Origin of the sequence: Streptomyces sp. NBC_00691, from assembly GCF_036226665.1 — a bacterium.
Classification (GTDB): domain Bacteria; phylum Actinomycetota; class Actinomycetes; order Streptomycetales; family Streptomycetaceae; genus Streptomyces.
This window is the reverse complement of the sequence record NZ_CP109007.1, coordinates 2,533,456-2,547,057: the sequence shown is the minus strand read 5'-3', so window position 1 is coordinate 2,547,057 and position 13,602 is coordinate 2,533,456. Positions and strand designations below refer to the sequence as shown.

Genomic DNA, 13,602 nt, shown 5'->3' with positions numbered 1-13,602 from the left:
ATGGCGACCCTCATAGGGATGATGATCCTCGCCGTCGGCCTGCCGGCCTGGGCGGGGATCACGTACATCGGGCTGGTCCGGGCCCGGCGGGGCGACGGACTGCCGGCGCCCCGGCCGCCCCGGCGCCCCCGCTCGCCCGCCGGGAAGGCCGCCTGGGTCGCCGGGCTCGCCTACCTCGCCGGCGGGGCGCTGCATGTGTACGGGCTGTCGTACATGCCGTTTCTCCAGCCGGAGGACGCGTGCTGGTTCAAGGCGGGGTACATGGCGGTGCCCGACTCCAGCAGCGCGCTGCCCGTGAGTCTGGTGTGCGCGGGTGAGGAGATCGTCCCGTGGTGGGTCAACCCAGGGCTCCTCGTCCTCGCGGTCACCGCCGTCGCCGCGACCGTGACCAGCATCGTTCTCGCCCTGCGGCGTGTGAGGGGGCTTCGGCCGTGACCGCCTCGGACGGCCTCGTGGCGAACCTGCGGCGGGCGGCGGAGCTGCGCGGCCTCGACATCGGCCTGCCGCCCTGGGCCGTGGACGCCGTCGGCATCGAGACGACGAGGGGCTACCTGTCGGTCGGGACCGCGACCGGGGAGGGCGTGCTCCGGCTCCGCGTCCACATCCCTGACTTCGGCTGGGACATCGGTGCCACGGACGACCTCGGAACGCTCGTCGAGGCGATCGCCGCGTGGCGCGAGGAGGTGCCCGTCGACGTGTTGAAGCGGCGGTTCGGCTTCCTGGAGCTCGACGAGTTCACCAGGGCGCTCGAAGCGGGGGAGCCCACCGCCGCGCAGTGGGCCGTACTCCTGTCCTCCGCGTACTACCGGGGGCAGCGGGACCTCCTGCGCCGTCTGCACGGGGACGAGGTGCTGCGGAACGCGTTCCCGACGATGACGCACCGCTCCGTCCGGCTGCAGGTGGACCCGATGTACTGGATGAGCCGTCAGGTCCTGGTGTGCGAGCCGGAGGAGGGGCGCTACGAGGTCAGGCGCGTCCGCGTACCCGCTCCGGACTGGGTCGAGGTGCCGGGTGAGGCCCTGATCGCCACTCTGCGGGCCGCGCTCTATGACGGGCAGGAGGAGTCCGCGGGTCGGTGACTCAGGAGCCCGCCCCCGTGTCCGCGCCGTCCAGGACGGCCCGCAGCTTCCGTACGACCGCCTTCCACTCCTCGCCGTCCGACTCCTCCCAGAGTTCAAGGAGTTCGGAGGGCTCGGTGAGGATCCTGTCCAGGGCCGTGACGGCCTGCGGGCGCAGGTCGGCCGGGAGGGGCGGCAGGGGGTCCTTCGGGGCGTACGAGGTGGTGACGGGGTCCCCGCCGGGGCACTGGGCCGCGAGCAGGGCCGCCGACGCGATGGCCTCGTCCGCCAGGTCCGCGTCCAGGTAGTCGTCGCCGGTCTCGATCACGTCGCGGAACGCCGTGCGCAGCACCTCCGCCTTCTTCTCCGCAGGGGCCTCGTCCACCCGGTACGAGAAGTCGGCGGCGGTGTCGTTGTCGAAGGGGCCGATGTCCCAGGTGCCCATGGCGTGCTCGCTCTCTCCGTGCTCGGTCGTTCCGCTGTACCGACAGAGTGGCAGGCGCCACTGACAACGCCGTTCCGGCGTCCGGCTCCTGCGCCGCGGGTCCCGGGCGACGGCCCGCTCAGTCCTCGACGCCCAGGTCCGCGCGCATGGCCTTCTTCATCGCCCCCACGTAGGGCCAGACGTCCTTGTGGAGGTCCGCTTTCATCGTCGTCAGTTCCTCCGCGTACGCCGCAGGGTCCTCCGCGTACTTCCGGAGCTTCCCGTAGGCCTCGTTCAAGCGCTGCTTGGCCGCGCTGGTGGAGCGCGACACCACGTCCGGGACGATCATCTGGGACTCGGCGTAGCTGTCCCGGTAGGCCAGCCTGGCCGCCTCCAGGTTCTCCAGGGACGCGGCGTCGTCCTCGCCGCGCCCCAGCGCGTGAAGGTGGTTGGTCATCTCCGTCAGGTACTGGCGCGCGGCGGTGTTCAGCCTGATGTAGCAGGTGCGCCGGCGCTCCAGGCTCTCGCGCTGCCCCTGCCGGGCCTGCTCCGCCCGGAGCAGTTCCTCGGCGTGACCGCGCTCCTCGCGCCGCTGCTCGGCGGCGGCCTGCAGCTCCATGCGCTTGGTGCGGTCCGCGCGGCTCTGCGTCAGAAGAGCGGCTCCCAGTGTCCCCGCCACGCCGACCATCGCGATCAGCAGTGCTGTCCAGCTCGCGCCCATGTTCCCCCCTGCGTACGGTCCTTCCCCGTGTCGATGCTGCCACAGGGGGCGACCCGCGGGCCGGGCTGTCCCTTCCCACTCGACGTTGCAGTGACGTCCGGCGGCCCCGAAGTGTGTCAGTCGGTCTTGCACTTTCCGGGCGTCGGTGCGGCAGGCCGGAGTCGTTCTCGTCGGCGAGTGCTTGTCAAGACCTGTGGATTGGCGACCCAGTGGGGTGGAATCACCAGCGGGGAGACTGGGCTTGAGTCTCCCGTAGGGGGAGGCATGAAGGTGCAGGCATGGACGGCGACACGCTCTTCACGATCGGGGCCCTGGCCCGGCGGACCGGGCTGACGGTCAAGACCATTCGGTTCTACTCCGACACCGGAATCGTGCCGCCGACGGACCGCAGCCCGGCTGGCTACCGTCTCTATGACATCGGCGCACTGGCGCGCCTGGATCTGGTGCGCACCCTGCGTGACCTGGGGCTCGACCTTGCTGTAATCCGGCAGGTGCTGGACCGCGAGATTTCGGTGCCCGAGGTCGCGGCTGCACACGCCGACGCCCTGGAGGTGCAGATCCGCACGCTCCGACTGCGGCGCGCGGTGCTGCGAGCGGTGGCCAAACGGGACTCCACCCCCGAGGAAATGGACCTCATGCACAAGCTTGCCAAGCTCTCCGATGACGAACGCCGGCGCCTCATCACCGACTTCATCGACGACACCTTCGGCGGGTTCGACGCCAACGCCGACTTCGTCGACATGATGCGCTCGGCCATGCCCGAACTGCCGGACGACCCCGAACCCCACCAGGTCGAGGCCTGGGTGGAACTCGCCGAACTCACCCAGGACCCCGACTTCCGCGCCGCCGTCCGCCGCATGGCGGAGTACCAGGCAGCCGAGCGCGCCCAAGGCGATGTCACCGGCTTGCACCACGACCTCACCGAGACCGTCCGCGACAGCGTCGGCCGCGCGCTCGATGACGGCATCGATCCGGCCTCGGCCGAGGCAGCACCCATCATCGACGCCCTCACCGCCCGTTACGCGCAGACCTTCAGCCGCGCCGACGACGCCGACTTGCGCCACTGGCTGCTGACACGCCTGGAGATCGCCGGCGACCCCCGCGCGGAACGCTACTGGCACCTGCTGGCCGTCATCAACGGATGGCCTGCCCCGCCCAGCCTGGCACCGGTGTTCACGTGGTTCACAGAAGCCCTGCGCTCTCACACCCCGCAGCAGTCCCGCGTGCAGTAGTCCCACGCCTGACGGTCGCTCCGATCCTCGCGGCTTCGATCACGCCGCGAGGGCTCGGAGCGATCGACAAGACCCCTTGACACAAGGTCACTTGGACCACTGCAAGATCAGATGCAGCTTTGAGCTGACATCTGCAAGGTCAAGCCGTACTGGACACGGGGTGTCGTCATGCGGGGGGCGGGATTCCGCTCCGTATCTGACCTTCCGTCAGAATGGAACGTGTTCTAGTCTTCCGCGCATGGGCATCGCCATCACGCACGAACAGCGGGAGCTCGCCCGATCCGTCCGGGGCTGGCTCCACCGCGCCGTACCGCCCGAGGAGGTCCGCAAGCACCTGGACGTCCCCGGCACCGCCACCGGACGGCCCGCCTACTGGGACGCCGCCGCCGGACAGGGACTCCTCGGGCCGCACCTTCCCGAGGAGTACGGGGGAGGCGGCGGCGACCTCGGGGACCTCGTCGTGGTCGTGGAGGAGGCCGCCCGGGCCCTCCTGCCAGGGCCCTATCTGCCCTCCGTCCTCGCCGCCGAGCTGCTCCGCCGCGCCGGGAACGGGGAACTCGCCGCCGCCCTCGCGCGGGGGGAGCGGATCGGGGCCGTGGCCTTCGGCGGGACCGGGGCCACCGCCGACACCGGTCCCGACAGCGGCGGCCCCGGCGGCGACGACCGCGGTCGTCCCGGCACCCTCACCGCCGTCCGCACCACCGACGGCCACCTCCTCGACGGCACCGCACCCCCCGTCCTCGGCGGCGCCCAGGCCGATCTCGTCATCCTGCGCGCCGCCACCGCCGACGGCTCCGTCTGGCTCGCCGTCGACACCGACGGCCTCGCCGTCCGGCCCCACGAGAGCGCCGACCCCACCCGCCCGACCGCCGAGCTCACCGCCCGCGACCTCCACGTCCCCGCCGCCCGCGAACTCGCCCTCGACACCGCCCTCGTCCACGACCTCGCCGCCGTCCTCCTCGCCGCCGACGCCTGCGGCACCGCCGCCCGAGCCGTCGACACCGCCGCCGAACACGCCCGTACCCGCGAACAGTTCGGCCGCCCCATCGGACAGTTCCAGGGCGTCAAACACCTCTGCGCCGACATGCTCGTCCGCCTCGAACAGGCCCGCGCCCTCACCTGGGACGCCGCCCGCGCCGGGGACGACGACGCCCGCCCCCTCACCGCCGCGCTCGCCGCCGCCACCGCCCTCGACACCGCCTTCACCTGCGCCAAGGACTGCATCCAGATCCTCGGCGGCACCGGCTTCACCTGGGAGCACGACGCCCATCTGCTGCTCCGCCGAGCCCTCGTCGCCCGCCAGCTCCTCGGCACCGGCGACCGGCACCGGCTCGCCGCCCTCCGGCACGCCGCCGCCGGCGTCCGGCGAGGCCTCCGGCTCGACCTGCCGCCCGAGGCCGACCCCTACCGCGCGGCGGCCCGCGCGGCCGTCGCCCCCGCCGCCGGACTCGACCCCGCCGCGGCACGCCGCGCCCTCGCCCCCACCGGCTACGCCGCCCCGCACCTCCCGGAGCCGTACGGACTCGGCGCCGGCCCCCTCCAGCAGCTCGCCGTCCAGCGGGAACTGGACGAGGCCGGGATCACCGTCGCCGGGCTCGGCATCGCCACCTGGGTCGTGCCGTCCCTCCTCGCCCACGGCACCCCCGCTCAGCAGGACGAGCACCTCGGCCCGACCCTGCGCGGCGAACGCCTCTGGTGCCAGCTCTTCTCCGAGCCCGGCGCCGGCTCCGACCTCGCGTCCCTCCGCACCCGGGCGGAGCGCACCGAGGACGGCCGCTGGCGGATCAACGGCCAGAAGGTGTGGACGAGCGCCGCCCAGTGGGCCCACCACGGCATCCTGCTCGCCCGCACCGACCCGGCCGCCCCCAAGCACAAGGGCCTCACCTACTTCCTCGTCGACATGCGGAACACCCCCGGGATCGACATCCGGCCGCTCAAGGAGATCACCGGGGAGTCCCTCTTCAACGAGGTCTGGTTCGACGACGCGATCCTGCCCGCCGACGCCGTCGTCGGCGAGGTCGACGACGGCTGGCGGGTCGCCCGCAACACCCTCGGCAACGAACGCGTCCACATGGCCGACCAGGTCGCCTTCGACACCGGCCTCGAAGCCGTCATCGCGCAGGCGGATCGGGTCGACAGCTCCGTACGGGTACGGATCGGCGCCCTGCTCGCCGAGGCCCACGCGCTCGCGTGCATCGGCCTGCGCACCACCCTGCTCCAGGTGTCGGGGCTCGAACCGGGCGCGGGCGCCAGCGTCCGCAAGCTCGTCCAGACCCTCCACCAGCAGAGACTCGCCGAACTCACCCTCGAACTCCTCGGCCCCGAAGGCGCCGTGCGCGAGGGCCCCGGCGAACGGGCCGTCCACGGACTGCTCATGTCCCGCTGTCTCACCATCGCGGGCGGCACCACCCAGGTACAGCTCAATGTCGTCGCCGAGCGGCTGCTCGGCCTGCCGCGAGACTGAGGGGGAACCGAGATGACCACCAAGGCGTACGTCGTCGGAGTCGGGACGACCAGGTTCGAGAAGCCCGAGACCCGGGACTGGCAGTACTGGGACATGGCCAAGGAGGCCGGAACCGCCGCCCTCGCCGACGCGGGCGTCCCCTACGCGCGCGTGGAGCAGGCCGCCGTCGGCTACTGCTTCCAGGCCTCCACCGCCGGACAGCGCGCCGTCTACGAACTCGGCCTCTCCGGCATCCCCGTCCACAACCTCAACAACAACTGCGCCACCGGCTCCACCGCCCTCATGGTGGCCCGCCAGTTCGTCGAGGGCGGCATCGCCGACTGCGTCCTCGCGCTCGGCTTCGAGAAGATGAGCCGCGGCGCGCTCGGCGGCGGGTCCGGTGCCGGGGACTTCAAGACGTCGCCCGTCGCCCGGCACTACGGGATCATGGCCGCCGGCCACGGCTTCGAGGCGAGCCCGCCCACCGCGCAGATCTTCGGCAACGCCGCCCGCGAGCACATGGAGCGGTACGGGACGACCGAGGTGCAGCTCGCGGCCGTCGGCGCCAAGAACCACCAGCACTCGGTGAACAACCCCAAAGCCCAGTTCCAGGACGTCTACACGGTCGACGAGATCCTCGCCGCGAAGACGGTCCACCGGCCGCTCACCAAGCTCCAGTGCTCGCCCACCTCGGACGGCGCGGCGGCCGCCCTCGTCGTCTCCGAGCGCTTCGTCGACGAGCACGGGCTGCGGGACCGGGCGGTGGAGATCGCCGGGCAGGCGATGACCACCGACACCGAGGAGTCCTTCGCCTCGGGCTCCTGCATCGACGCCGTCGGCCGTCCGATGTCCCGGGCCGCCGCCCGGCAGGCGTTCGAGCGCTCCGGGCTCGGCATCGAGGACGTCGACGTGATCGAGCTGCACGACTGCTTCTCCATCAACGAACTCCTCACCTACGAGGCGCTCGGCATGTGCGAGGAGGGCGCCTCCGGCAAACTCGTCGAGTCCGGCGCCACGACGTACGGCGGCCGCTGGGTCGTGAACCCCTCGGGCGGCCTCATCTCCAAGGGCCATCCGCTCGGCGCGACGGGACTGGCACAGGCGGCCGAACTCGTCTGGCAGCTCCGGGGCGAGGCGGGAGCCCGGCAGGTGGCGGGGGCGCGGATCGGGCTCGCGCACAACATCGGCCTCGGCGGGGCGGCGGTGGTCACCCTCCTGCGGAAGGCGTAGGACCTTCTCCCCATGTACGGGGCGGATGCGGTCTGCGACCATCACACTCATGCCGCAGACCGACTCCGCCTCCGACTCCGTACGGACGACCCCCGCCACCCCCGCGACGTCCCCCACCGGCTCCATACCCACCCCCCGCGCCTGGGCGGTCGTCCTGACCGCCTGCGCGGGCCAGTTCCTCGTCGTCCTCGACGTCTCCGTCGTGAACGTGGCGCTGCCGTCGATGCGGACCGACCTCGGACTCTCGGCGCTCGGTCTGCAATGGGTCCTCAACGCCTACGCCATCGCCTTCGCCGGCTTCATGCTGCTCGGCGGACGCGCCTCCGACCTCTACGGACGGAAGGCGATGTTCCTGCTCGGGCTCGGGCTCTTCACCGCCGCCTCGGTCGCGGGCGGGCTCGCCCAGGAGGGCTGGCAACTCGTCGCCGCCCGCGCCGCGCAGGGCCTCGGCGCGGCCGTCCTCTCGCCCGCCACCCTGACCCTGATCACCGCGGCCGTGCCCGCCGGAGCCGCCCGCACCAGGGCCATCGGCACCTGGACGGCGGTCGGCGCGGCCGGCGGCGCGGCGGGCGGCTTCGTCGGCGGCGTCCTCGTCGACCTGCTGTCCTGGCGCTGGGTCCTGCTCATCAACGTCCCCGTCGGGGTTCTCGTCCTCGCGGGCGCCCTGGTCTGGCTCCGCGAGTCACGCACCCGCGGGGTCCGGCGCCGCCTCGATCTGCCCGGCGCGGTCCTCGTCACCGCGGGGCTCGCCACCCTCGCGTACGGCATCGTCCAGACCGAGGAGGCGGGCTGGACAGCCCCGGCGACCCTGGTCACCCTCCTCGGCGGTCTGGCGCTCCTCGGCGTCTTCGTGGTGGTGGAGGCCCGTACGGCGGAGCCGCTGATGCGGCTGGACATCTTCCGTACGCGCGCGGTGTCGGCGGCCAACGTCGCGATCCTGCTGTGCGGTTCGAGCTCCTTCAGCATGTGGTTCTTCATGACCACCTACGCGCAGAGCGTCCTCGCGTACACCCCGCTCCAGGCCGGTCTCGCCCTGGTCCCCAGCTCCCTCGCCGTGGTCCTGGGCTCCAAGGCCGCCCCGCACCTGATGCCGGCCGTCGGCGCCCGGAACCTCGCCGTCATCGGCGCCCTCGTCGGGGCGGCGGGCTTCGCCTGGCAGTCGACACTCACGGCCGACGGCACCTTCCTCGGGACGATCCTGGGTCCCGGCATCCTGATGATGGCCGGCCTCGGTCTGGCGACCACCCCGCTGGCGGCCCTCGCCACCTCCAGCGCCGCCCCGTCCGACGCGGGCCTCGTCTCGGGGCTGGTCAACACCTCCCGCACGATGGGCGGCGCGCTGGGCCTCGCGGTCCTCTCGACGATCGCCGCGGCGGCCGCCCCCGCCGTCACCTCGGCGGCGGCGGACCCGTCGTCGCTGGTCCCGGGATACGCGATGGCCTTCCGCGTCGCGACGGGCGTCCTCGTCGGGGCGGCGGTGCTGATGCTCCTGTGGCTCCCGAAGCCGGCCAGGACGGTGGTCGGCCGCGGGTGACAATGCCCCGGTGATATCGATCAAGAACAAGCTCAGAACCGCCGTGACGGTGCTGGCCGTCGGCGCGTCCCTGCTCGTCGCGCCGTCGGCCTCGGCGGAACCGGTCCTGGCCGTGACCACCGGCGCCGTGTTCAACGACCCCAACAGCACCGACGCCGCCGCCAGGGGGCGGATCCTCTCCCATCTGGCGGGCCTCGTCGACGGCGCGGAGGCCGGGTCGTCCATCCGGATCTCCCTGTACCTGTTCCACTCCGTGTACCTGGCGAACAAGCTGGGCGACGCCCACAAGAGGGGCGTCACCGTCCAGGTCGTCGTCGACGCCGACAGCAGGTCCACCGGGCTGGAGACCCTGAAGACCCGGCTGGCGGACCCGGCGGGCAGCCCCGGCTCCTGGGTGCGGACCTGCAAGCCGGAGGAGGCCTGCCTGGCGCTGGACCCGGGCACCACGGAGGCGGACCCGGACGGCACCTACGACAACGTCAACCACAACAAGTTCTTCCTGTTCTCCCGCACCAGGGGCAAGGGCGACGTGTTCGTCGACGACGTCGTGGTGCAGGGCTCCGGCAACCTCACGAGCAACGACACCGACGACTGGTGGAACGACGCGCTGACCGTCGTCGGCAACACGGAACTGTCCGCCGCGTACCAGGGGTACTTCGACGACCTGGCGGCGGCCGCCGCCGGGCAGACGCCGCAGGTCGCGGAGTACGCGCACGACACCCAGGCGGGCAAGGCGAAGGTCTACTTCTTCCCGCGGTCCACCACCGACACGGTCGTCAACATCCTCGCGACGGTGGCGCCGGTCGCCACCCCGGACTCCTGCACGGGGAACTCCCCGGGCGTCGGCACCGCGGACGGCCGTACGAAGATCCGCATCGCCCAGGGCCACATCACCCGCACCGAGGTGGCCAGGAAGCTGTGGGAACTCGCGAACGCAGGCTGCGACATCGAGATCGTCTACCGGTCGCTCGACAACTGGACGGCCGACGACAAGCCCATGGGACAGGTGGCCAACTGGCTGACCAGGCCCGTGACGGGCACGGGCCGCATCACCCTGCACCAGCTCGACAACGACAAGCGCGGCGGCTCCGACTCCCACACCAAGTACCTGCTGGTCGAGGGCACGTACTACGGCGGCGTGAACAAGAAGATCGTCTTCACCGGCAGCCACACCTACACGACGACGGCGCTCAGGTACAACGACGAGACGCTGCTCAAGTACGAGGACGCCGCGGTCTTCGACGCGTACGTGAAGAACTTCGAGGACCAGCGGGCGGCGGCGCTCGCGGGCCTGTAGACGCCGGGCCGAGAGGCGGCCCCCGGGCCGTGGCGCCCTACAGCCACCCCTGCTGCCGCGCGGCCCGTACCGCCTCCATGCGGTTGCGCGTGCCCGTCTTGCCGATCGCCGACGACAGGTAGTTGCGGACCGTCGACTCCGACAGGTGGAGGGTCGCCGCGATGTCCGCGATCGTCGCACCGTCCACCGCGGCCGCCAGGGCTTCCCGTTCGCGGCCCGTCAGCGGGTTGGGCCCCGCGCCGAGCGCCGCCGCCGCGAGGGCCGGGTCGATCACCGTCTCGCCCCGCAGGGCCTGACGGATCGACTCGGCCAGCTCCTCCACCGGGCCGTCCTTCACCAGGAAGCCCGCCGCGCCCGCCTCCATCGCACGGCGCAGATACCCCGGGCGGCCGAAGGTCGTGAGGATCAGGACCCGGCAGTCCGGGGCCTCCGTGCGCAGGTCCGCCGCCGCGTCCAGACCCGAACGGCCCGGCAGTTCGATGTCGAGCAGGGCCACGTCGGGCCGCGCGAGCAGGGCCGCGTCCACGATCTCGTCACCCCGCCCGACCTGCGCGACGACCTCCATGTCGTGCTCCATCCCGAGCAGCAGGGCCAGCGCCCCGCGCATCATCCCCTGGTCCTCCGCCAGCAGCAGACGGATCATGTCGTCGGCTCCCCCTCGCAGTCGTGCGGGCCGGGGGTCTCCGCGGGGAGCTCCGCGGTGACCCGGAACCCGCCCCGCGGAGCCGGTCCCGACTCCAGAGTGCCGCCTGCCGCCGCGACCCGCTCGCGCAGGCCCCGCAGACCGCTGCCCGGGGTGCCGTCGGCGCCCGGTGCGCGGGCGGCCGGGCCCCGGCCGTCGTCGGTGACGGTGAGGCGGACGCGGTCGGCGGTGCCGTCCAGGGCGAACACGCAGCGGGACGCGCCGCTGTGCCGTACCGCGTTCGTCGTGGACTCCCGCACCACCCAGCTGAGCAGGGCCTCCGTCTGCGGTTCCAGGAGCGGGCCCGAGCGGCGCACCTCCGGCTCGATGCCGGCCGAGGACAGCGCGTCGCGCGCCCGGTCCAGCTCGGTGGCGAGGCTGCCCTCGCGGTAGCCGGTGACGGCCTCCCGGATCTCGGTGAGCGCCTGCCGGCCCACCGCCTCGATGTCCGCCACCTGGGCGAGGGCCGCGTCGAGGTCGCGCGGCGCGAGCCGGCGTACGACCTCCGACTTCACCACGATCACGGAGAGCGTGTGTCCGAGCAGGTCGTGCAGGTCGCGGGAGAACCGCAGCCGTTCCTTCTCGACGGCGGCCGTGGCCAGTTCCTCCCGGGTCGCCCGGAGCTGCCGCACCGACTCGTCGAGCGCGAGGATCGCCGCCGTCACCATCACGGACATGAACGTGCCGTACACGACGCCGATGGAGTCCCAGCCGTCCCGCCAGAACGTCACCACCCCCACCGCCACCACCAGCGGGGGGCTGACCCAGCGCAGCAGCGGCCCGTGCCGCACCACCGCCCCGACCGCGAGGCCAAGGAGCGGGAAGAGGAGCAGCCACTCCCTCCCGTAACCGATGGCGAGCGCGAAGGTCAGCACCCCGAGCGCGGCGAGGAGTCCCCAGGTCAGCGGCGTCTCCCGGCTGGGCGGGTGACAGGCGCGGAAGACGATCGCGATGTAGAGGGTGTTGAAGGTGAGCAGCCCGAGGCCGCCGATCCACGGGTTGGGGGCCTGGCCGCCGAGCAGATGGGACAGCGCGCCCAGGCCCATCAGCAGCCAGGGGAGGAGGCTGAGCCCGTTCGGGCCCCGCTCCCACTGCTGCTGGTCGCGCAGTGCCCTGATGCCGCGCCGGATGTTCCGCATCGCCGTCCCCCTCATACCGTCCTCGCCGAACGACGGTACGAGACCGCCGCGTACGTGCCGAAGAGCGCCGCCCACCCGAGCAGTACGGCCAGGGTCGCCGCCGCCGGCGCCGTGCCCTCCGTCACCGCCACGCCCAGCTCGGCGAATCGGTTCGTCGGCGTGAACTCCGAGACGGTGCGGAGCCAGTCGGGGAAGAGCACGACGGGGAACCACAGCCCGCCCACCACCGCGAGCCCCAGATTGCAGGCGACGTTCACGACCCCGGTCGTCTGCGCGGTGAGCCGGTAGCCGTTGCCGAGGCCGAGCAGGGTGAAGGGGAGCGAGCCCAGCCAGAGCGTGACGGCGACGGCGCCCCACTGCCAGGCCGCCATGCGCACGCCGTTGGCGAGCGCGCCCGCCAGGAGGACCGCGGCGATGGCGGGGAGGACGACCACCGCTCCGGTCAGGGCACGGCCGGTCACCACCTGGAGGGACGTCATGGGGGTGATGCGCAGCTGGCGCAACCAGCCCGTGGTCTTGTCCTCGGCGACCCCGTTGCCGACGGACAGCGCGGCACCGAGGGCTCCGTAGGCCGCCATCCCGACCATCGCGGCCTTCTTGTACGCGCCGTCGTCCCCGTCGCCGAGGTTGGTGAAGAGGAGGTACATCATCACGGGCACGCCGACGGTGGAGATGACGAATCCGGTCTCGCGCAGGGCGCGGCGGACTTCGAGACGTACGTAGGCGGTGATCATCGTGTGAGCTCCAGTCGTTCGCCGGTCCGGTGGGACAGGGTGAGGAAGGCGTCGTTCAGGGAGGCCTGGGTGACCTCCAGGGAGCGGATCGCGTCCCGCGCGGCGAGGGCGCGGACCGTGGCGTCGGAGTCCTCGGTACGCAGCCGGGCGCGGTCCTTCCGGACTTCGACGGAGGTGACCCCGGGCAGCGTCATGAGCCACTCCGTCGGGCTCCCCGCCAGATCGAAGGAGACGAGGCTGCCGCCGGCGGCCCGCTTGAGCTCCTCGCCGGTTCCGTCGGCGACGATCCGGCCGGAGTCGAGGACGACGATCCGGTCGGCGTACGCGTCGGCCTCCTCCAGGTAGTGGGTGGAGAACAGGACGGTGTTCCCCCGCCGTGCGTAGCCGTGCATGGCCTCCCAGAACTCCTGGCGGGCCTCGACGTCGAGGGCCGCGGTCGGCTCGTCCAGGACGACCAGCTCGGGGTTGCCGACGAGCGCGATCGCGAAGCGGACCCGCTGCGCCTGGCCCCCGGAGAGCCGGGCCACCCGGCGCTCGGCGAGGTCGGAGAGTCCGGCGAGGGCGAGGGCCTCGGCGACCGGCATCGGCGCCGGGTAGGTCCGGGCGACGAAGGACACGACCTCGCGGACGGTCACCCGGGGAGTGGCCTGGCCCTCCTGGAGCATCGCGCCGACCCGGCCGGCCCCGACGGCGAGGGCCGGGGCCCCGCCGAAGAGTTCGACGTGGCCGCTGTCGGGCTCGTCGAGGCCGAGGAGCAGGCTCACGGTGCTCGACTTCCCGGCGCCGTTGCGGCCGAGCAGGGCCACCGTCTCGCCGCGCCGGACGGTGAGGTCGAGCCCGTCGACGGCGCGGACGGCGCCGTACGTCTTCGTCGCGGCCCGGAAGGCGACCGCCGGTTCGTTCGTCAGGTCCTTCGTCATGTCCCGACGGTACGAATCCGGGGCGGTCGCCCGGCAGGCGTACCTGTACGGACCTGGCGGTGACAAATGTACCGGCGAGCACTCCTGACGTACCGTCAGGTGGCGTCTGTCGGGAGGGTTCCCAACTCCTTCCGCCTGGGCTATACATGGGGACCACCGACCTAGAACGCGTTCTAGAACGGCCGCGT

General features: G+C 72.6%; 13 protein-coding genes. 7 read left to right on the top strand and 6 right to left on the bottom strand.

Going from position 1 to position 13,602, the window contains the following annotated elements:
* Together OG392_RS11470 and OG392_RS11465 are read left to right on the top strand one after the other, a co-directional pair.
* Positions 1–435: a hypothetical protein gene (locus OG392_RS11470; protein ID WP_329278237.1), complete on the top strand. Its 435-nt coding sequence runs from the start codon at positions 1–3 to the stop codon at positions 433–435.
* On the top strand, positions 432–1,079 hold the full coding sequence (locus OG392_RS11465; protein WP_329278236.1) for a hypothetical protein: 648 nt from the start codon (positions 432–434) through the stop codon (positions 1,077–1,079). Before OG392_RS11470 ends, OG392_RS11465 begins: the two co-directional genes overlap by 4 nt.
* Before the next feature lies 1 nt (position 1,080).
* Here OG392_RS11465 and OG392_RS11460 read toward each other — a convergent pair whose 3' ends face one another.
* On the bottom strand, positions 1,081–1,503 hold the full coding sequence (locus OG392_RS11460) for a DUF4259 domain-containing protein (protein WP_329278233.1): 423 nt from the start codon (positions 1,501–1,503) through the stop codon (positions 1,081–1,083).
* 118 nt (positions 1,504–1,621) lie between these two features.
* The gene (locus tag OG392_RS11455; protein ID WP_329278231.1) at positions 1,622–2,203 is read right to left on the bottom strand and encodes a hypothetical protein; all 582 of its coding nucleotides are present in this window, start codon (positions 2,201–2,203) and stop codon (positions 1,622–1,624) included.
* A gap of 278 nt (positions 2,204–2,481) precedes the next feature.
* Here OG392_RS11455 and OG392_RS11450 point away from each other — a divergent pair, with 278 nt between their 5' ends.
* From OG392_RS11450 to OG392_RS11430, 5 genes are all read left to right on the top strand, one after another.
* Complete coding sequence (locus OG392_RS11450) at positions 2,482–3,435, top strand: MerR family transcriptional regulator (RefSeq protein ID WP_329278229.1); 954 nt, start codon at positions 2,482–2,484, stop codon at positions 3,433–3,435.
* Between the two features lie 238 nt (positions 3,436–3,673).
* Complete coding sequence (locus OG392_RS11445; protein ID WP_329278227.1) at positions 3,674–5,899, top strand: acyl-CoA dehydrogenase; 2,226 nt, start codon at positions 3,674–3,676, stop codon at positions 5,897–5,899.
* Positions 5,900–5,911: 12 nt separating this feature from the next.
* Positions 5,912–7,108, top strand: a complete 1,197-nt coding sequence (locus OG392_RS11440; protein ID WP_329278225.1) for a lipid-transfer protein — start codon at positions 5,912–5,914, stop codon at positions 7,106–7,108.
* 49 nt (positions 7,109–7,157) lie between these two features.
* The gene (locus OG392_RS11435) at positions 7,158–8,642 is read left to right on the top strand and encodes an MFS transporter (protein WP_329278223.1); all 1,485 of its coding nucleotides are present in this window, start codon (positions 7,158–7,160) and stop codon (positions 8,640–8,642) included.
* Positions 8,643–8,652: 10 nt separating this feature from the next.
* On the top strand, positions 8,653–9,939 hold the full coding sequence (locus tag OG392_RS11430) for a phospholipase D-like domain-containing protein (protein ID WP_329278221.1): 1,287 nt from the start codon (positions 8,653–8,655) through the stop codon (positions 9,937–9,939).
* Positions 9,940–9,976: 37 nt separating this feature from the next.
* On the opposite strand, the gene OG392_RS11425 is transcribed toward OG392_RS11430, so the two are convergent.
* From OG392_RS11425 to OG392_RS11410, 4 genes are read right to left on the bottom strand one after another with little or no spacing between them, the layout of a single operon-like run.
* Positions 9,977–10,582, bottom strand: a complete 606-nt coding sequence (locus OG392_RS11425; RefSeq protein WP_329278219.1) for a response regulator transcription factor — start codon at positions 10,580–10,582, stop codon at positions 9,977–9,979.
* Positions 10,579–11,760 (bottom strand): sensor histidine kinase, encoded by a 1,182-nt coding sequence (locus OG392_RS11420; protein ID WP_329278218.1) that lies wholly within the window; start codon positions 11,758–11,760, stop codon positions 10,579–10,581. The genes OG392_RS11425 and OG392_RS11420 overlap by 4 nt, the downstream gene beginning before the upstream one ends.
* Positions 11,761–11,771: 11 nt before the next feature.
* Positions 11,772–12,494 carry an ABC transporter permease gene (locus OG392_RS11415; RefSeq protein ID WP_329278217.1) on the bottom strand — a complete coding sequence of 241 codons (723 nt, stop codon included), beginning with the start codon at positions 12,492–12,494 and terminating at the stop codon, positions 11,772–11,774.
* Positions 12,491–13,414 (bottom strand): ABC transporter ATP-binding protein, encoded by a 924-nt coding sequence (locus tag OG392_RS11410; RefSeq protein ID WP_329278215.1) that lies wholly within the window; start codon positions 13,412–13,414, stop codon positions 12,491–12,493. The genes OG392_RS11415 and OG392_RS11410 overlap by 4 nt, the downstream gene beginning before the upstream one ends.
* Positions 13,415–13,602: the final 188 nt, after the last annotated feature.